Below are 17,582 nucleotides of genomic sequence, written 5' to 3'. Positions count from 1 at the left end.
GAACCCGACATGCTCAAGAAATTCAGCCATGGCATGATCGAGCGGAACATCCTCCTGCTCGGCGTGCTCACTCTCATCACCGTCTCGATCGGCGGGCTCGCGCAGATCGTGCCGCTCTTCACGGTGGAGACCACGATCGAGCGCGTGGCGGGCATCCGCCCCTACACGCCGCTCGAACTGATGGGCCGCAACATCTATGTGCGCGAGGGCTGCTACGCCTGCCACAGCCAGATGATCCGCCCCTTCCGCGACGAGGCCGAACGCTATGGCCACTACAGCCTGGCGGCCGAGAGCATGTATGATCGGCCCTTCCAGTGGGGATCGAAGCGCACGGGGCCCGACCTCGCGCGCGTGGGCGGCCGCTATTCGGATGACTGGCAGGCGGCGCATCTGCGTGATCCGCGCGCGCTGGTGCCCGAGAGCATCATGCCGCCCTACGCCTTCCTCGACCGGCCGCTCGACACGCGCAACATCCAGCGGCACCTGCAGGCCCAGGCCACCCTCGGCGTGCCCTACACGCCGGAGATGATCGCGAACGCGCGCGCCGACCTCGAGACCCAGGCGCGCCCGGACCGCGACCCCGCGGGCTTCCAGTCCCGCTACGCCCGCGCCCGCCAGGCGGCCTTCGACGGCAACCCCGGCGTGGTGACCGAGATGGATGCGCTGGTCGCCTACATGCAGATGCTCGGCACGCTCGTGGACTTCCGCGACGTGACGCCCGAGCAGCTGCGCCAGCAGTAGAGGAGCGGCCCCCATGCTCGTCGAGTTGCAACCCCTGTTCTCCACCCTCTGGGTCGTGTGGTTCTTCGTCCTCTTCGGCGGAATCCTGATCTGGACCCTCAAACCCTCGCGCCGCAAGGACTGGAAGCGGCATGGCGAGATGATCTTCCGCGACGGCGGGAAAGGCTGAACCGATGCCGACCAAGATCGAAAAGGACAGCATCACCGGCCAGGAGACCACCGGCCACGAGTGGGACGGGCTGAAGGAGCTGAACACGCCGCTGCCGAAGTGGTGGCTCTACACCTTCTACGCCACCATCGTCTTCGCGGCGGTCTGGGTGGTGCTCTATCCGGCCATCCCCGTGCAGGGCTGGACGGGGCTGACGGGCTGGACCGCGCGCGGCGCCCTGCCCGCGCAGATGGACGCCGAACGCGCCCGCCAGGCGCCCATGCTGGCCCGGCTGCGCGAAGTGAGCGCCGAGCAGATCGCGGCCGACCCCGAGCTGCGCGGCTTCGCGCTCGCCGGTGGCCGCGTGGGCTTCGCCAACAACTGCGCCGGCTGCCATGGCGCGGGCGGCCAGGGTGCGACGGGCGGCTTCCCCAGCCTCGCCGATGATGACTGGCTGTGGGGCGGCAGCTTCGAGGCCATCCACACCACCATCAGCCACGGCGTGCGCGCGGGCGAGAGCGATGAGGAACGGGGCATCGCCATGCCCGCCTTCCTCACCACCGGCATGCTGACCCAGGCGCAGGTCAATGACACGGCGGACTTCGTGCTGAGCCTTTCGGGCCGCAACGTCGAACCCGCCGCCGTCGAACGCGGGCGGGAGCTCTATGCCGAGAATTGCGCGAGCTGCCACGGCGATGGCGGCGAGGGCAACCGCGACATGGGCGCGCCGCGGCTGAACGACCAGATCTGGCTCTATGGCGGGGACCGCGCGAGCGTGGTGCGCTCCATCGCCTACAGCCGCGCGGGCGTCATGCCGGCGTGGCGCGGTCGGCTCGACCCCGCGATGATCAACATGATCACCGTCTATGTGCATGCCCTCGGCGGGGGTGAGTGAGCACGCCATGAACCAGATCGCGCCAGACCGGCCGAAGGTGGACCAAAAGCCCGAGCCCTCGCTCTACGCCAGCCACCAGAAGGTCCAGCCGCGCGCGGTCAAGGGGCGTGTCCGCAACATCAAATGGGCCGTGCTGGTCGTGCTGCTGGCCCTCTACTACGTCGTGCCCTGGTTCCGCTGGGACCGTGGGCCCGGCGTGCCGGACCAGGCGGTGTTGGTGGATATCGGCCATGCCCGCCTGTTCTTCCTCTGGATCGAGCTGTGGCCGCAGGAGGTCTATTTCCTGACCGGCGCCCTGGTGCTGGGCGCCATCGGCCTCTTCGCCGTCACCTCGCTCTATGGCCGCCTCTGGTGCGGCTTCACCTGCCCGCAGACGGTCTGGACGGACCTGTTCATGTGGGTGGAGCGCCGCATCGAGGGCGACCGCAACGCGCGCATCAAGCTCGACCAGGGCGCCAAGGATGGCCGCTGGTGGAAGCTGAAGCTCTCCAAGCACGCCGCCTGGCTGGGCATCGCGATGGCCACCGGCGGCGCCTGGATCATGTATTTCAACGACGCGCCGACCGTGACCTGGGCGCTGCTGACGGGCCAGGCCTCCGCCACCGTCTATGGCTTCTTCGCGCTGTTCACCGCCACGACCTATGTGCTGGCCGGCGCGGCGCGGGAGCAGGTCTGCACCTACATGTGCCCCTGGCCGCGCTTCCAGGGCGCGATGCTGGACGACAACTCCCTCGTCGTCACCTATCGCGACTGGCGCGGCGAACCCCGCGGCAAGCCCGACGCGGCGCATGGCGACTGCGTGGACTGCAAGGCCTGCGTGCATGTCTGCCCCACGGGCATTGATATCCGCGACGGGCAGCAGCTCGAATGCATCGGCTGCGGCCTCTGCGTGGATGCCTGCGACGACGTGATGGCCAAGCTCGGCCGCGACAAGGGCCTCGTCGCCTTCGAGACGCTGAAGAACCTGGCCGCCAGCCAGGCCGCCGTGGCCGGCATGCCCCCCGGCCCCGCCCGCAACGCCGCCGGCATGGCCGCGCGCGTGCCGCAGAAGAAGATCCGCCCGCGCACGCTGATCTATTCGGGCGTGATCCTGGGCGTGGTCGCCCTCATGCTGGGCGCCTGGATGCTGCGCGCCACGCTGACGCTGTCGGTGGAGCGCGACCGCGCGCCGCTCTTCGTGCAGCTCTCGGATGGCGGCATCCGCAATGGCTACACGCTGAAGCTCGCGAACAAGACGCGCGGCGAGGACCTGCACCTGGCGCTGGTGCTGGACGGGCCGCAGGGCCTCCTCCTCACCGTGCAGGACGCGGGCGAGGACGCGGCCGGCCGCCCCATCCTGACCACGCGCGATGACGGCATCACGCAATGGCGCGCGCTGGTCACCGCCCCGCCCGGGCTGCGCCTGGGCGACAACACCCCCGTCACCTTCCGCCTGGTGGACGGCTCCGGCCGCACGCTGGTGACGCAACGCAGCGCCTTCATGGGACCACGCCGATGAGCAGCACGATCCAACGCCCCTCGGGGGAACGCAAAAGCCGCTGGATCCCCTGGGTCTTTGTGGGGGGCATGCTGGTGGTGGTCGTGGTGAACGGCTTCATGGCCTACACCGCCATCAGCAGCTTCACCGGCCTCACCACCGGCCAGGCCTATGACCGCGGCCGCGCCTACAACCACGTGCTGGCCGAGGCCGCGCGGCAGGATGCGCTGGGCTGGACGCCGCGCGTTCGGCTGGCGGGCGGGCGCATCACCCTCGCCGTCACCGACCGCGAGGGCCGCCCGGTGCAGGGTGTGGTGGAGGCCTATCTGCAACGCCCCATCGAGGGCACGCGCGTCGAACTCGGCACCACCACCCCGCGCGAGGGCTTCGCCGCCCCCGACATCGCTTCCGGCCAGTGGGAATTCCGCGGGTTCCTGCTGGACGGGTATGGCCAGCGCCTCGACATCCGCCAGCGCCTGATCTTCCCATGAGCGTGCTGGGCCGCCCCGCGCCACAGGCCGCGCTACAATCGCTGGAGCGCGATCACCCTGGCTGGAATCAGCCAGGGGGTGAATCGCCCTCTCAACGAATGCTCCGGCGCTTTCGCCCTGACAGCCGTCAGCGCGAAAACGCCGGAGCCGCCTGCGCGCATTGCGGGGCGCCCCTTTCCGCAAGCATGGGCTCCACCCGCTTCTGCTGCACGGGCTGCGAGGGCGCGCACCACCTGGTGCAGGGCCTGGGCCTCGACGCCTTCTATCGCAAGCGCGAGACGGCGGACGGCAACCTCAAGCCCGTGGACGCGCCCAGCCTCGACTTCGCCGCGCACGCCGTGGCGCAGAAGGACGGCACGCACCGGCTAGAACTGGTGGTGTCGGGCCTGACCTGCGGCGCCTGCATCTGGCTGGTCGAACAGGCGCTGGCGGCCGAGCCCGATGTGCGGCGCGCCCGCGCCAACCTCTCCACGCGCCGGCTGACCATCGGCTGGGAAGGCCCGGCCGAACGCGCGAACGATTTTTCCGCACTCATCGCGCGGCTCGGTTTTCGGGTGGCGCCCTTCTCGCCCGCCTGCCTGCGCGCCACAGAGGACGCCGAGGGCCGGGAACTCGCGCGCGCACTCGGCATCGCGGCCTTTGGCGCGATGAACGTCATGCTCGTCTCCGTGCCCGTCTGGGTAGGGGTGGAGCTGGGCGAGCAGTCGCGCCACCTCATGCATTGGCTGGCCGCGCTGATCGGGATGCCGACCGTGCTGATCGCGGGCATGCCGCTCTATCGCGGCGCCTGGCGCGGGTTGCAGGCCGGCCGGCTGAACATGGACAGCGCCGTCTCGCTCGGCGTCATCGCCACCACGCTGATGTCGCTGAGTGAGACCTTCCGCAACGGCGAATACACCTGGTTCGACGGCGCCACCGCGCTGCTGGCGCTGATGCTGGCCGGCCGCCTGCTGGACCGCGCGGCACGCCGCCGCGCGCGGCAATCGGTCGCGGAACTGCTGGCCTTGCAGGAAGGCCAGGTGCAGGTGCTGGGCGCGCCAGCGCCCATTCCGGTGGAGCGCGTGGCGGTCGGCGCGCGCATCCTGGTCGCCAGCGGCGAACGCCTGCGCCTCGATGCACGCCTCGATGACGCGGAAGCCCTGCTCGACACCGCCAGCACCACCGGCGAAAGCCTGCCCCGCCGCTTCGCCCGCGGCGAGACGCTGGCGGCCGGCGGCGTGAACATGGGCGCCCCCTTCACCGCCACCGTGACGGCGACGGCCACCGATGGCTCGCTCGCCGCCATGGGCCGCTTCCTCGAACGCGCGGAACAGGCGCGGGGCCGCTTCCCCGCGCTGGCCGACCGCGCGGCACGCATCTACATCCCCATCGCCCATGTGGTCGCGGTGCTGACCTTCCTGGGCTGGTGGCTGCTGGTCGGCGCGCCCTGGCAGGCGGCGCTGGTACCGGCCGTGGCGGCGCTGATCATCACCTGCCCGTGCGGGCTCGCCATCGCCGTGCCGGCCGTGCAGGTCGTCACCTCGGGCGCGCTGTTCCGGCGCGGGGTGCTGGTGGCGTCCTCCACCGGCATCGAGCGGTTGGCGAGCGCGGACCATGTGGTGCTCGACAAGACCGGCACGCTGACCGAAGGCCGCCCGCGCCTGCTGCCCGGCGCCTGGACCGACGCGGACCTGCGCGAGGCCGCATCCCTCGCCCGCCGCAGCCGCCACCCGCTGGCACAGGCGCTGGTGCGCGCCTGCCCGGACGCGCCTGTGGCCGAGGGCGTGGAGGAAATCCCCGGCCAGGGCCTGCGCCAGGGGGCCACGCGCCTCGGCTCCGCGCGCTTCTGCGGGTTGGGCGAGGACCGCACCGGCATGGGGCTGCACCTCGCCCGCCCCGGCGCCGCGCCCGTCGCCTTCCGTTTCGCCGATGCGCTGCGCCCGGACGCCGCCGCCGCCATCGCCGCCTTCCAGCGCGCGGGGCTTTCGGTGGAACTGCTCTCCGGCGATGCGCCCGAGGTGGTGGCCCGCGTGGCCGCCGAGGCCGGCATCGAGACCCATCGCGGCGGCGCCAGCCCCGAGGCCAAGGCCGCGCGCATCGCCGAACTGGCCGCGCAGGGCAAGCGCGTGCTGATGGTGGGCGATGGCGTGAACGACGCCGCCGCGCTGGCTTCCGCCCATGTCTCCGCCGCCCCCGCCGAGGGCATGGACGTGGCCCAGGCCGCCTCCGACTTCGTGCTGCAGGGCGGCGGGCTGCTGCCGCTCGCCGAGGCCATCAGCCGCGCGCGCCTGGCGCAGCGGGTGGCCGCGCAGAACATCGGCTTCGCCTTCCTCTACAACATCGTGGCGGTGCCGGTGGCCATCCTGGGCTTCGCCACGCCGCTGATCGCGGCGCTGGTGATGGCGAGCTCCTCGCTGGCCGTCATCGCCAACGCGCTGCGCCTGCAAAGGGAGATGCGCTGATGGACATCCTGGTGTGGCTGATCCCGCTGGCGCTGTTCCTGGGCGGGCTGGGGCTGCTGGGTTTCCTCTGGGCCATGCGCTCGGGGCAATACGAGGATCTGGACGGCGCCGCCGCCCGCATCCTCTTCGACGATGACGATGTCAGGAAGGACAAACGCTGATGCCTGTTTCCTCTGTGGTGTTCATGGTGATGGCCGCGCTGATGGTTCTCGCCGGGATGTTCGTCGTAACCCTGGCCGAGGGCTTCTTCTACGCCTGGGGCCTGATGCTGATCGCCTTCGGCCTGTTCTACGGCTACGGCATCGTGAAGCGGTATTTTGATGCGCAGGACCGCATGGGGTTGTAAACCACGCCCTCAAACGCCGGGCGCGGCCTGCGGCCGCTTGGCTTCCGCGCCGCGCGCCGGCGTGCCTGGCCGCCCGGTAGGTCTGGGCGCGCCGGCCGCCTTGCGGCCGGATTCTGATGGGGTGCGCTCCCCTCATCCAGGCACCGGCGTGAACACCTGCTTCAAACACCGGATGCCGAAGGCCGTGCGCGTGTGTCGCACGCCGGGCAGGCGGTAGATCTTCTCGCGCAGCAGGCGTTCATAGCCCGCCGTGCCGCCCACCGCCGCCTTCAGGATGTAGTCGTATTCGCCCGTCACCAGCCAGGCCTCGATCACCTCGGGCATGGCGGCGATGGCCTGTTCGAAGTCGCGCAGCTGCGCCTCGTCATGCTTTTCCGTCATCACCTCGATGATGACCGTGTCGGGCAGGCCGAGTGCGGCCTGGTCCAGCTCCGCGCGGTAGCCGCGGATCACCCCCGCCTGCTCCAGCTTGCGCACCCGGGCCCAGCAGGGCGAGGGCGAGAGCCCTACCCGTTCGGACAGCTCGGCATTGCTCAGACGCGCCTCGCCATGCAGGGCGCGGAGAATCCGGCGGTCAATCGCGTCCATGGCAGCAGATCCTTCCGCCTCTTCGGCACCGCACAACAGGATACGGCAGGAAATCTTGCGCGAACCCGCGCAAGCTTCCAAGGTCCAAGCTTGGGAGGCCTTCCATGAACAGCATCGTGCGCCCGGACATCACGCTCGAGGAACGCTGGGACGCCGCCGGCCGGGAAACCCTGCTGACCGGCACCCAGGCCCTGGTGCGGCTGCCCCTGGTGGTGCGGCAGCTGGATGCCTCGGCCGGGCTGGACACGGCGGGCTTCATCAGCGGCTATCGCGGCTCGCCGCTCGGCGGCTTCGACCGGGAGTTGGCGAAGCAGCACAAGCGCCTCCAGGCGCAGCAGGTCCATTTCGAGCCGGGGCTGAACGAGGACCTGGCCGCCACCGCCTGCTGGGGCACGCAGCAGGTCGGCCTCTATCCGAACGCGAAGCACCAGGGCGTCTTCGCCATCTGGTATGGCAAGGGGCCGGGCGTGGACCGCTCGGGCGATGTGCTGCGCCACGCGAACGGGGCGGGCACGGCGCCCTTCGGCGGCGTGCTGGCGCTGGCGGGCGATGACCCGGCGTCCAAATCCTCCACCGTCACCTCGGGCTGCGAATATGCCTTCGCGGACCTGGAAATTCCCCTGCTCGACCCCGCCGATGTGGGCGAGGTGCTGGAATATGGCGTGAAGGGCATCGCCCTTTCGCGCTTCTCGGGCCTCTGGGTCGGCCTCAAATGCGTGGCCGAGACCATGGACGCCACCATGAGCCTGACGGTGGACCCCGCCAGCTTCGCCACCATCGCTCCCGACATCACCCTGCCCGAGGGCGGCCTGCACATCCGCCTGAAGGACGCGGCGCTGCCCATCGAGGAGCGCGTGCGCCGCCACAAGCTGCCCGCCGCCCTCGCCTTCGCCCGCGCCAACAACCTCAACCCCGTGATCTGGCCGGCGCCCCATCCGCGCTTCGGCATCGCCGTGCGCGGCAAGGCCTGGTCCACGCTGAAGCAGGCGCTGGCCGATGCCGGCATCACGCCGGAGCTGGCGCGGATGATGGGCCTCGTCATCTGGAAGCCGGGCCTGGTCTGGCCGCTGGACCCGATGGCGGCGCGCGACTTCGCCCGGGGCCTCGACACCATCCTGGTGGTGGAGGACCGCCGCGCCTTCCTGGAAATCCAGCTGCGCGAGGCGCTCTACGACCTGCCCACCCGCCCCGCGCTGCGCGGCAAGGATGTGCTGAGCGACCTCTCCGAACTCGAAGCCGCGCAGATCCTGCGCGCACTCGCCGCCACCCTGCCCGAGGGGCTGCACACCGAACAGCTCACGGCCCGCATGGCGGAGCTGGACGCGCTGGCGGCGCGCGCGGCCGAGCCCCTCTCGCTGCGCCAACCCTATTTCTGCCCGGGCTGCCCGCACAACACGAGCACGAAGCTCCCCGAGGGCAGCCATGCGCTCGCCGGCATCGGCTGCCACTACCTCGCCAAGGACATGAACCGCGAGAGCGACCTCTTCACCCATATGGGCGGCGAGGGCGCGCCCTGGATCGGCCAGCACCGCTTCACCGAGACGCCCCACGTATTCGCCAATATGGGCGACGGCACCTATGCCCATTCGGGCAGCATGGCCGTGCGCGCCGCCATCGCGGCGAAGGTGACCATGACCTACAAGATCCTGGTCAACTCCGCCGTCGCCATGACGGGCGGCCAGGCGCCGGAAGGCGAGGTCACGGTCCCGCGCATCGCCGCGCAGATGGTGGCGGAGGGTGCCGCCGCCGTCGTGGTGGTGGGCGACGACCCGGACCGCCACCGCGGCGACCCGCTGATCCCCCGCAGCGTCACCTTCCACCCGCGCGCCGAACTCGACGCCGTGCAGCGCCGCCTGCGCGAGACGCCCGGCGTCACCGTCCTGATCTACGACCAGCAATGCGCCACCGAACGCCGCCGCATGCGCAAGCGCGACCTCTCGCCGCGCGCGACGAAACGCGCCGTCATCAACCCGCGCGTCTGCGAGGATTGCGGCGATTGCTCGCGCGTTTCCAACTGCATCGCCATCGAGCCCATCGAGACGGAATGGGGCCGCAAGCGCCGCATTGACCAGTCCGGCTGCAACCAGGATTTTTCCTGTGTGGAAGGGTTCTGCCCCTCCTTCCTGACGCTGGAAGGCGCTGAGCCCGCGAAGCCCCCCACGCCCGTGCTGGAGGGTGAGCCGCCCGACCCCACCCTCCCCGAACCCCGCCGCGGCGAGGCCTGGAACCTGCTGCTGGCCGGCGTGGGCGGCCAGGGGGTGACGGCGCTCTCCGCCATCCTCGCCATGGCGGCGCATATGGAAGGCCGCCCGGTTCGGACGCTGGACATGCTGGGCCTCGCGCAGAAGGGGGGCGGCGTCTATGCCCAGCTGCGCATCGGCGCGCCGGGCGGGAGCGTGGCCAACCCGCGCATCGGCCAGGGCCAGGCGGATGCCGTGATCGCCGCCGACCTGGTGGGCGCGCATGGCAAGGTGGCCCGCCCGCTGCTGGGCCCCGGGCGCACCCGCGTCGTGGTCAGCGCCAATGTCTCCCCCACCGGACGCTTCGTGATGGACCCCGAGACGCGCGAGGACGCGCCGGCCATGCTGGAAAGCGTGCGCGCCGTTTCGCGCGAGGTGGTCGCACTCGACGGCGCCCGCACCATCGAGCGCGATTTCGGCGACCTCATCTTCCTCAACATCTGGCTGCTGGGTGCGGCCTGGCAGCGCGGCCTGGTGCCCATGGGGCGGGATGCGCTGCGCCAGGCCATCACGCTGAACGGCGCCGCGGTGGAGCGGAACCTGCTGGCCTTCGAAGCCGGGCGCCGCGCGGCCGAGGCCGCCCCCCGCACGCCGGAAAGCCTGGACAGCCTCATCGCGCGTCGCATCGCGGACCTGACCGACTACCAGTCCGCCCGCTACGCCCGCGCCTATGCCGACTTCGTGGCCCGCGTGCGCGAAGCCGAGAGCAGCTTGATCCCGGGCGAGCAGCGCCTCTCCCGCGCCGTCGCCACGCAGCTCTATCGCCTCATGGCCTACAAGGATGAATACGAGGTGGCGCGGCTGCACACGGACCCCGCCTGGCAGGCGGAGCTCGGCCGCCGCTTCGCGGGCACCACGCGCATCAACATGCACCTGGCGCCGCCGCTGATGTCCAAGGCCGAACGCCCCGCCAAGCGCGCATTCGGCCCCTGGATGCTGCGCGCCATGGGGCTGCTGCGCCACGGCAAGGCGCTGCGCGGCACCCCGCTGGACCCCTTCGGCCGCACCGCCGAACGCCGCATGGAACGCGCGCTGATCGCGGAGTATCGTGCGGGCATCGAGCGCGCCTTGGCGCAACTGACGCCCGCGAGCCACGCCCGCGCCTGCGACTGGGCGGAGGCCGCCGCGGGCATCAAGGGCTTCGGCCCCATCAAGGCCGCGAATGTGGAAAAGGTCCGCGCCCGCTGGGCCGAACTGGAGGCCTGATGTTCGACCTGCCCGAGGCCACCCGCGAACTCCGCGCCACCGCGCTGGATTTTTCCCGCGACCGAATCGCGCCCAACGCCCAGGCATGGGACGAGGCGCGGCATTTCCCGGTGGAGGTGCTGCGGGAGGCGGCGGGCCTCGGCATGGCCGGCCTCTATGTGCGCGAGGAAAGCGGCGGCGCGGGCCTCACCCGCCTGGACGCCGCCGTGGTGTTCGAGGCCCTGGCCACCGGCTGCCCCACGACCAGCGCCTTTCTTTCCATTCACAACATGGTGGCCTGGATGCTGGACCGCTGGGGCAGTGACGCCCAGCGCGCCGAATGGCTGCCCGCGCTGTTGACGATGGAGAAGGTCGCCAGCTACTGCCTGACCGAGCCCGGCTCGGGCAGCGACGCCGCCGCCCTTTCCACGCGCGCCGCGCGGGACAATGAGGGCTATGTGCTGAACGGCACCAAGCAGTTCATCAGCGGGGCGGGTGCCGCGGACCTCTACCTGACCATGGTCCGCACCGGGGGCGCGGGGGCCGATGGCGTGTCGGCCCTGCTGATCCCGGCGGGCACCCCCGGCCTCTCCTTCGGGGCGAACGAGAAAAAGATGGGCTGGAACGCCCAGCCCACCCGGCAGGTCATCCTGGAGGATGCCCGCATCCCCGCCGCCGCCCTGCTGGGCGAAGAGGGCCAGGGCTTCCGCTACGCCATGGCGGGCCTCGACGGCGGGCGGCTCAACATCGCCGCCTGTTCGCTGGGGGGTGCCCAGGCCGCGCTCGACATCGCGCTGGCCTATGTGAAGGAACGCCGCGCCTTCGGCCGCCCCATCGCCGATTTCCAGGCCACCCAGTTCAAGCTGGCCGACATGGCAACCGAGCTGGAGGCCGCCCGCACCCTGCTCTGGCGCGCCTGCGCCAAGCTGGACGAAAAGGCGCCCGATGCCGGCGCCTTCTGCGCCATGGCCAAGCGCTTCGTCACCGACACCGGCCACCGCGTGGCCGATGACGCGCTGCAATTGCTGGGCGGGTATGGCTATCTGGCCGACTACGGCATCGAGAAGATCGTGCGCGACCTGCGGGTGCACCGCATCCTGGAGGGCACCAACGAGATCATGCGCGTCATCATCGCCCGCCACCTGCTGCGGGGCTGATCCGCGCGGAATTCGCTTGCCACCGGTTGCCCGGCGGCGCTACCTCGCCACCATGCGTAGCTTCGTGGTGGCGCTGGCCGCCCTCGCCCTTCCCGTCCTGCCTGCCGCCGCGCAACCCGCGCTGGTGATCCCGCCTGGCGAACAGGTGGTGGTGCCCCCGCGCGGCGCCCCCGTCGTCTCGCGGCCCCGCCCCGTGCTGCCGCCGGCCGGCGCGCCCCGAGCGACGGTCACGGCGCCGATGCAGGCCGCCCCCCCGGCGCTGGGCACGGTCACGGGCGGCATGGGGCTGACGGCGCCCGCGCTGATCGTGCCCCTGGCCGCGCTGGGCGCCATCGCGGCGGGCAGCCTGCCCGGTGGCGGCGGCGGCACGACGGCCCCGGCACGCACGCGCTGAGCGCCACGGCGCGTGGAGCGTGCTGCGTTCACGCAGCCCGCTCCAGCCGTCGTTGAGAGCGGGATTCGGCGTTTTCGGTGATTCCACCTCAACGCATCCCGCTCTAACCCGCCAGCAGCCCCACGATCTCCGGCAGCAGCGCGGCATCGCCCACGGCCACCACATCGCCGGGGCTGTCCAGCGTCAGCGCGCGCCCCTGCCAATCGGTCATGCGGCCGCCCGCGCCTTCCACCACCGGCACCAGCGCCGCCCAGTCCCAGGGTTTGAGCGTGGCCTCGACCACCGCATCCACCAGGCCCAGCGCCACCAGCCCATAGGCGTAGCAATCGCCGCCCCAGGTCACGCGGCGGGCGGCCTGGCGCACGCGCTCGAAACCCGGGCGCTGCGCGGCGTCGAAGATGTCGGGGGAGGTGACGGAGAGTTCCGCCTCGGCCAGCCGCGCGCAGGGGCGCGCCCGCGCGGTACCGCCCAGCGGCGAGGTGAAGCGCGTGCCCTCGCCCGCCACACCCACCCAGCGCTCGCCCGTCACGGGCTGGTCAATCAGCCCCAGCACGGGGACGCCCCGGTGCAGCAGGCCGATCAGCGTGCCGAAGAGGGGGCGTCCGGTCAGGAAGGCGCGGGTGCCGTCAATCGGATCCAGCACCCAGAGGTACTCGGCATCGCCGCGTTCGGTGCCGTATTCCTCGCCCATGATGCCATGGCTGGGGAAGCGCTCGGCCAGGAAGGCGCGCAGCGCGCGTTCGGCGGCGCGGTCGGCCTCGGTCACCGGCGAGGCATCGCCCTTCGCCTCCACCAGCAGGGCGGAGCGGAACAGCGGGCGAATCGCCTCCCCCGCCAAATCCGCCGCCGCCTCCGCCGCGGCGACGAGCGCCGGGTCGAGCCTCAGGGCAGCGGCACCGGGCTGCTGGACAGGCTGCGCAGGTAGACGATGATGTCCGCCCGCTGCTGCGTGTTGGCAATGCCGGCGAAGGCCATGCGCGTGCCCGGCATGGCGCGGGCCGGGGCGGCGATGAACTGGTTCAGCGCCTCGAAATCCCAGGGCTTGTCGGCCAGGGCGCGGTTGGCGGCCGAGTAGTTGAAGCCCTCCGCCCGCGCATGGTTGGCGCCCACGATGCCCCAGAGGTTCGGGCCCACGCCGTTGCGCCCGCCCTCGTTGAAGCTGTGGCAGGCGCCGCAGGAGCGGCGGGCGGCGGCGGCGCCATTCTCCGCATTGGCGGCGGCCAGCAGCGGGCCGATGGGCTCGATGGCCGGGGCCGCCGGCGCCGCCGCGGCGGCGGCAGGGGCGGCAGCAGCCGGGTCGCGGCCCAGGCTGATGGCGGGCTCGGCCAGGCGCTTGGGGTGGATCAGCACCTCGGCCACGATGCCCGCGCCCATGAAGGCCACACCCGCGGTCAGCACGGCCGCGGCGATCTTGTTGAACTCAAGGCTCATGCCGAGCTCACCCTTCCTCGTTCCCGGCGGCCGTTGCGCGGATTTGCGCGAAGGCCAGCCCTGACTTATGCGTTCGGGACCACATAGCTGCCACCCGCCGCCGCATCAACCGCCCAAGGCACGGGTTTCGTCTCCGGAACGCCCGCAACCCCTTCTTGAACACGAGACCATGAGCCAGACCATCGCCTTCCAGGGTGTCCCCGGCGCCTATTCCGACCTCGCCTGCCGCCAGGCCTATCCGGGCTGGGCCACCCTGCCCTGCCCGAGCTTCGAGGCCGCGATGGAAGCGGTGCGCGAGGGCCACGCCCAGTTGGCCATGCTGCCCTGCGAGAATTCGCTGGCCGGCCGCGTGCCTGACATCCATCGCCTGCTGCCCGAATCCGGCCTCTCCGTGGTGGGCGAGCATTTCGAGCGCGTGGAGCACTGCCTGCTGGCGCGCCCTGGCGCCACGCTCGCCACCATCCGCCGCGCGCACAGCCACCCGATGGCCCTGGGGCAGGTGCTGAAGGTGATGAAGGAGCTGAACCTCACCGCCGTCATCCAGGCCGACACGGCGGGTGCGGCCGAACTCATCGCCCGCGAGGGCACGGAGGAGGACGCGGCGGTGGCGAGCGAACTGGCCGCCGAGGTCTATGGCCTCGACATCCTGCGTCGCAATGTCGAGGACGCCTCGCACAACACCACGCGCTTCTACGTGATGGCGCGCGAACGGAAGATGCCCGCGCTGGGCACGCCGCACACGCTGACCACCTTCGTCTTCCGGGTGCGGAACATGCCGGCCGCCCTCTACAAGGCGCTGGGCGGCTTCGCGACGAACGGCGTGAACATGACGAAGCTGGAAAGCTACATGCTGGACGGCGCCTTCACGGCCACCCAGTTCCTCTGCGACGTGGACGGCCACCCGGACGACCCCGCCCTGTTCCGCGCCTTCGAGGAACTGCGCTTCTTCTCGCGCGAGGTGAAGGTGCTGGGCTGCTACACGGCGCACCCCTTCCGGGTGGCGCATGAGGGGCGGTAGGCCCGACGCGGCCTAGCGCAGCCTCAAACACCGCCCCAGCGCCTGTCGCAGCGCGGCCTCGGCGCCCCCCATGCCGAGCGCGCCCTGCGGCATGCCGTTCACGGCCAGTTCCACCGGCGTGCCCGCATGGGCCAGCAGCCGCGCCACCTCGGGCGCGCCATGCACATCGGCACGCCACAGCGCCTCCAGCGGCGAATGGCGCAGGAAACTCACCTGCAGGCGCTGCCCCCCCGCTTCCAGCGTGATGTCCACGCGCGGCGGCATGGGGCCCATGAAGGCGGCCTCGGCCACCGGGTTCAGCGGCCCGTCGCAATAGAGGTTCAGCCCCCGCACCATGCCAAGCGGCGGGCTGGCCGCCAGGGCGCGCGGGGCCGTCTCCAGCCGCCAGGCGGGGCCGGTGGCGGCGGGTATGGCGGCGACGGCCGGCGCCGGCGGCATGGGCACGGCGACGAAGAGGTTGCCATCCCAGGCCAGCGCCTCATGCCCCAGGACCAGCACGTCACGGTCGGCGCCGGGGCGGATGTCCACCCCCTCTGCGAAACGCTCCAGCACGCGCCGATAGCCGCCCGGAAAGCTCACGATGACATGCACCGGGCATTCGCGGCCCCGGCAGAAGGCCCCCGTCGCCCCCGGGCAGGTCATGGCCGAGACATCCACCACGAAATCCGGCCGCGCATCGGGCGTCAGATTGGCCACGCGGACGAAATTCGGCCCGAAGCTCGGCACCTGGCCCGAACGGGCGCGGCAACCGGCGGTCAGTTCGCCGCGGATCTGGGCGATTTCAGGCGGCTCGGCCAAGGGGGCCTGCGCCCAAACGGGGGGCGCCCAAACGGGGGGCGCCACCAGCAGCGCGGCCAGGAGAAGCGCACGAACTCCCATGGCCGGCGCCGCCCGGTCAGGGCCGCAGCCGCTCGACCCCGCCCGGCGCGGGCAGGTTCCGGCGGCGCAGGCAGTCGCTATAGGCCTGGGACAGAGCCTCCTGCCGGGCGGCCTCGGCGCGGGGGCTCGGGCCATAGGCGGCAGGGCCGGCCTGGGCACCCCAGCTGCGCACCGCCGGCGTGGCCTCGGCCTCGGCACGGCACTCGGCATTGGTCATGGGGGCGCCGCCGCGCAAGGGCTCATTCGGCTGGGCGCAGGCCGCGAGCACGAACAGCATCAGGAAGGGCGCATGCCTCATGCCGACATCCAGTCCTCGATCAGGCGGCGCGCGATCGAATCGGCGCGCGGCAGGGAAAAACCATGCGAAGCGGGGTCGCGGATCTGGTCGCGAGTGAACCAGCGCGCATCCTGCAATTCCTCGTCGTCCAGCGTGATGGGCTCGCTCAGCCCCTCGGCGTGGAAGCCGATCATGATGGAGGAGGGGAAGGGCCAGGGCTGCGAGGAATGATAGGTCACGTCACCCACCTCCACGCCCGTCTCCTCCATCACCTCGCGGCGCACCGCCTCCTCGAAGCTTTCGCCAGGCTCCACGAAGCCCGCCAGCGTCGAATACATCACGGAATTGGGGAAGCGGCGCGAATGGCCCAGCAGGCAGGCGTCGCCGCGCACCACCAGCATGATGACGGCGGGGTCGGTGCGGGGGAAATGCTGGGCGTTGCAGGCGGTGCAGACCATGGCGTGGCCGGCGCTGCGCGCCTCGCACACCCCGCCGCACACGCCGCAGAACCGGTGTTTCACGCGCCAATGCATCATGCCGCGCGCATGGGCCAGCACGCTGGCCTCGCCGGGCGGCAGCAGGCCCGCCACCGCGCGCAGGTCGGTGAAGGCGCCCATCTCGGGCGGCAGCAGGGGCAGCGGGTCGTCGGCGGTGGAGCAGTCCACGGCGAAGACGGGGCGCTTTTCCCACAGGCCCAGGAAGGCCCAGGGACCGCCCGCCATGCGCACGGCCTCGGCGCCGGGGCGGGAGAGGAGAACGGCCTCCGGCCGGCCCTCCTCCACGCCGCGCATCAGGTTGCGAGCGCGCCAGATGGGGACGAAGAGGGTGGCGTCATCGGCCAGCGCGGCCTCGATGAAGGCCGGGTCGTCGCGCAGCTTCCCGGCGCGGTCGAGCGGGCTTCCGGTGTAGGCGTTGGCGCGTTGGGCGGGAATGGCGAGCATGGAGCGACACTAGGCCGCCCCCGCACGCCCGCCAACTGCCTGGTCAGACCAGCATCCAGGCCACAGCGAAGCCGATCACCACCAGCACCAGGCTCGTGATCAGGATGCCGCGGATGCGGCCATTGCCGACAATGCGCCCCTGCCGCGCTTCCTGGCCGCTGAGGTTTCGGTTCGGATCGAGGTCGCTCATGTCGGCTCTCCGTATGCGGCGGCAGGCAGGCCCGCGGCCGTGTGCGTGTTCAGGCGATCAGCCTTGCCAGCACAAAGCCGAGCACGACCAGAATCAGGCTGGCCAACAACACCCAGCGCATCACTCCCAGCGTCTTGCCCTGGCGGGCTTCCTGGGCATTCAGGTTCTTGTCGGGATCCAGCTTTTCCATTCCGCCTCAACGCCCGGCACCCCCCCTGGTTGCGCCCGACGCGCCGGCGGCCGTGTCACTGGCGCGCCAGCCGGGGCCAGTTCGCGTCGCCACGGGTGATGCGGCGGGCCATGTCGCGTTCCCACCGGCGATGCACGCCCCTGTCGTGGTTGAGGAAGAGGCGCCCCTCCACGATGCGCCAGGCCTCGGGGTCAATGGGCGCGGTGTAGCCTTCGGAGACGGCGAAGGCGCAGAAGCCGCCATAGGCAGGGGCGTAGCGCGCGGGGTCGGCCGCGAAGGCGTCGCGGTGGGCGGCGGTGGCGAAGAGCCAGCGCGCGCCCTGCCAGTCATGGGCGAATGCGGGGAGGCCGGGACGCGCGCGGCCCTCGGTGACATAGGCGACGACATCGGTGCCGCGCACCGCCACCCCGCCCTCCTGGTTGGTGCGGGCCTGGTTGGTGCGCGCCATGGCGCGGCGCGGCGCGAACAGGAAGCCCCCGGCCGGGAGCAGTAGGCCAAGGCCCAGGAGATGACGGCGCTTCATCGGATATCCCTCGGTCTTTCCGGGATTTCG

At 71.6% G+C, this 17,582-nt stretch carries 21 protein-coding genes; 12 read left to right on the top strand and 9 right to left on the bottom strand.

What is annotated here, in order from left to right; genetic code table 11:
- The first annotated feature begins 9 nt into the window (after positions 1-9).
- From ccoO to GGQ83_RS05815, 8 genes are all read left to right on the top strand, one after another.
- Positions 10-741: a cytochrome-c oxidase, cbb3-type subunit II gene (gene ccoO, locus GGQ83_RS05850; protein ID WP_184382763.1), complete on the top strand. Its 732-nt coding sequence runs from the start codon at positions 10-12 to the stop codon at positions 739-741.
- Between the two features lie 13 nt (positions 742-754).
- The gene (locus GGQ83_RS05845; protein ID WP_184382762.1) at positions 755-910 is read left to right on the top strand and encodes a cbb3-type cytochrome c oxidase subunit 3; all 156 of its coding nucleotides are present in this window, start codon (positions 755-757) and stop codon (positions 908-910) included.
- A gap of 4 nt (positions 911-914) precedes the next feature.
- Positions 915-1,784: a cytochrome-c oxidase, cbb3-type subunit III gene (ccoP, locus tag GGQ83_RS05840; RefSeq protein ID WP_184382760.1), complete on the top strand. Its 870-nt coding sequence runs from the start codon at positions 915-917 to the stop codon at positions 1,782-1,784.
- 7 nt (positions 1,785-1,791) lie between these two features.
- Entirely contained in the window at positions 1,792-3,282 is a 1,491-nt protein-coding gene (ccoG, locus tag GGQ83_RS05835; RefSeq protein WP_184382758.1) for a cytochrome c oxidase accessory protein CcoG, read from the top strand.
- Complete coding sequence (locus GGQ83_RS05830) at positions 3,279-3,752, top strand: FixH family protein (RefSeq protein ID WP_184382756.1); 474 nt, start codon at positions 3,279-3,281, stop codon at positions 3,750-3,752. Before ccoG ends, GGQ83_RS05830 begins: the two co-directional genes overlap by 4 nt.
- A 98-nt stretch (positions 3,753-3,850) precedes the next feature.
- On the top strand, positions 3,851-6,193 hold the full coding sequence (locus tag GGQ83_RS05825; RefSeq protein ID WP_184382754.1) for a heavy metal translocating P-type ATPase: 2,343 nt from the start codon (positions 3,851-3,853) through the stop codon (positions 6,191-6,193).
- Complete coding sequence (gene ccoS, locus GGQ83_RS05820; RefSeq protein WP_184382752.1) at positions 6,193-6,354, top strand: cbb3-type cytochrome oxidase assembly protein CcoS; 162 nt, start codon at positions 6,193-6,195, stop codon at positions 6,352-6,354. The genes GGQ83_RS05825 and ccoS overlap by 1 nt, the downstream gene beginning before the upstream one ends.
- Complete coding sequence (locus GGQ83_RS05815) at positions 6,354-6,539, top strand: hypothetical protein (protein ID WP_184382750.1); 186 nt, start codon at positions 6,354-6,356, stop codon at positions 6,537-6,539. Before ccoS ends, GGQ83_RS05815 begins: the two co-directional genes overlap by 1 nt.
- Positions 6,540-6,671: 132 nt before the next feature.
- Here GGQ83_RS05815 and GGQ83_RS05810 read toward each other — a convergent pair whose 3' ends face one another.
- Complete coding sequence (locus GGQ83_RS05810; protein ID WP_184382748.1) at positions 6,672-7,127, bottom strand: Lrp/AsnC family transcriptional regulator; 456 nt, start codon at positions 7,125-7,127, stop codon at positions 6,672-6,674.
- A 104-nt stretch (positions 7,128-7,231) separates the two neighbouring features.
- Here GGQ83_RS05810 and GGQ83_RS05805 point away from each other — a divergent pair, with 104 nt between their 5' ends.
- Genes GGQ83_RS05805 through GGQ83_RS05795 form a run of 3 tightly spaced genes read left to right on the top strand, consistent with a single transcriptional unit; the run spans position 7,232 to position 12,103 of the window.
- A complete protein-coding gene (locus GGQ83_RS05805; RefSeq protein ID WP_184382746.1) occupies positions 7,232-10,573 on the top strand; it encodes an indolepyruvate ferredoxin oxidoreductase family protein in 3,342 nt (1,113 codons plus the stop codon).
- Positions 10,573-11,709 carry an acyl-CoA dehydrogenase family protein gene (locus GGQ83_RS05800; RefSeq protein WP_184382745.1) on the top strand — a complete coding sequence of 379 codons (1,137 nt, stop codon included), beginning with the start codon at positions 10,573-10,575 and terminating at the stop codon, positions 11,707-11,709. The genes GGQ83_RS05805 and GGQ83_RS05800 overlap by 1 nt, the downstream gene beginning before the upstream one ends.
- A gap of 52 nt (positions 11,710-11,761) precedes the next feature.
- Positions 11,762-12,103 carry a hypothetical protein gene (locus tag GGQ83_RS05795; RefSeq protein WP_184382743.1) on the top strand — a complete coding sequence of 114 codons (342 nt, stop codon included), beginning with the start codon at positions 11,762-11,764 and terminating at the stop codon, positions 12,101-12,103.
- Positions 12,104-12,206: 103 nt separating this feature from the next.
- Here the strand turns inward: GGQ83_RS05795 and hisN are convergent, their stop codons facing one another.
- Together hisN and GGQ83_RS05785 are read right to left on the bottom strand one after the other, a co-directional pair.
- Positions 12,207-12,989 carry a histidinol-phosphatase gene (gene hisN, locus GGQ83_RS05790; RefSeq protein ID WP_184382967.1) on the bottom strand — a complete coding sequence of 261 codons (783 nt, stop codon included), beginning with the start codon at positions 12,987-12,989 and terminating at the stop codon, positions 12,207-12,209.
- A complete protein-coding gene (locus GGQ83_RS05785) occupies positions 12,986-13,534 on the bottom strand; it encodes a c-type cytochrome (RefSeq protein ID WP_184382741.1) in 549 nt (182 codons plus the stop codon). The genes hisN and GGQ83_RS05785 overlap by 4 nt, the downstream gene beginning before the upstream one ends.
- Positions 13,535-13,703: 169 nt before the next feature.
- On the opposite strand from GGQ83_RS05785, the gene GGQ83_RS05780 reads away from it, so the two are divergent.
- Positions 13,704-14,552 carry a prephenate dehydratase gene (locus tag GGQ83_RS05780; protein WP_184382739.1) on the top strand — a complete coding sequence of 283 codons (849 nt, stop codon included), beginning with the start codon at positions 13,704-13,706 and terminating at the stop codon, positions 14,550-14,552.
- A 12-nt stretch (positions 14,553-14,564) separates the two neighbouring features.
- On the opposite strand, the gene GGQ83_RS05775 is transcribed toward GGQ83_RS05780, so the two are convergent.
- From GGQ83_RS05775 to GGQ83_RS05750, 6 genes are all read right to left on the bottom strand, one after another.
- Positions 14,565-15,350 carry a hypothetical protein gene (locus tag GGQ83_RS05775; RefSeq protein WP_184382737.1) on the bottom strand — a complete coding sequence of 262 codons (786 nt, stop codon included), beginning with the start codon at positions 15,348-15,350 and terminating at the stop codon, positions 14,565-14,567.
- Between the two features lie 97 nt (positions 15,351-15,447).
- Positions 15,448-15,729 carry a phosphoribosylamine--glycine ligase gene (locus tag GGQ83_RS05770; protein ID WP_184382735.1) on the bottom strand — a complete coding sequence of 94 codons (282 nt, stop codon included), beginning with the start codon at positions 15,727-15,729 and terminating at the stop codon, positions 15,448-15,450.
- Positions 15,726-16,649 carry an NAD(+) diphosphatase gene (nudC, locus tag GGQ83_RS05765; protein ID WP_184382734.1) on the bottom strand — a complete coding sequence of 308 codons (924 nt, stop codon included), beginning with the start codon at positions 16,647-16,649 and terminating at the stop codon, positions 15,726-15,728. The genes GGQ83_RS05770 and nudC overlap by 4 nt, the downstream gene beginning before the upstream one ends.
- A 43-nt stretch (positions 16,650-16,692) precedes the next feature.
- Positions 16,693-16,839: a hypothetical protein gene (locus GGQ83_RS05760; RefSeq protein WP_184382732.1), complete on the bottom strand. Its 147-nt coding sequence runs from the start codon at positions 16,837-16,839 to the stop codon at positions 16,693-16,695.
- Between the two features lie 49 nt (positions 16,840-16,888).
- Positions 16,889-17,029 (bottom strand): hypothetical protein, encoded by a 141-nt coding sequence (locus GGQ83_RS05755; RefSeq protein WP_184382730.1) that lies wholly within the window; start codon positions 17,027-17,029, stop codon positions 16,889-16,891.
- Positions 17,030-17,084: 55 nt separating this feature from the next.
- The gene (locus tag GGQ83_RS05750) at positions 17,085-17,552 is read right to left on the bottom strand and encodes a YHS domain-containing (seleno)protein (protein ID WP_184382729.1); all 468 of its coding nucleotides are present in this window, start codon (positions 17,550-17,552) and stop codon (positions 17,085-17,087) included.
- Positions 17,553-17,582 lie beyond the last annotated feature (30 nt).

Source organism: Roseococcus suduntuyensis, from assembly GCF_014196305.1.
GTDB lineage: Bacteria > Pseudomonadota > Alphaproteobacteria > Acetobacterales > Acetobacteraceae > Roseococcus > Roseococcus suduntuyensis.
The sequence above is the reverse complement of the archived record's forward strand: the minus strand, read 5'-3'. Positions and strand labels throughout refer to the sequence as shown.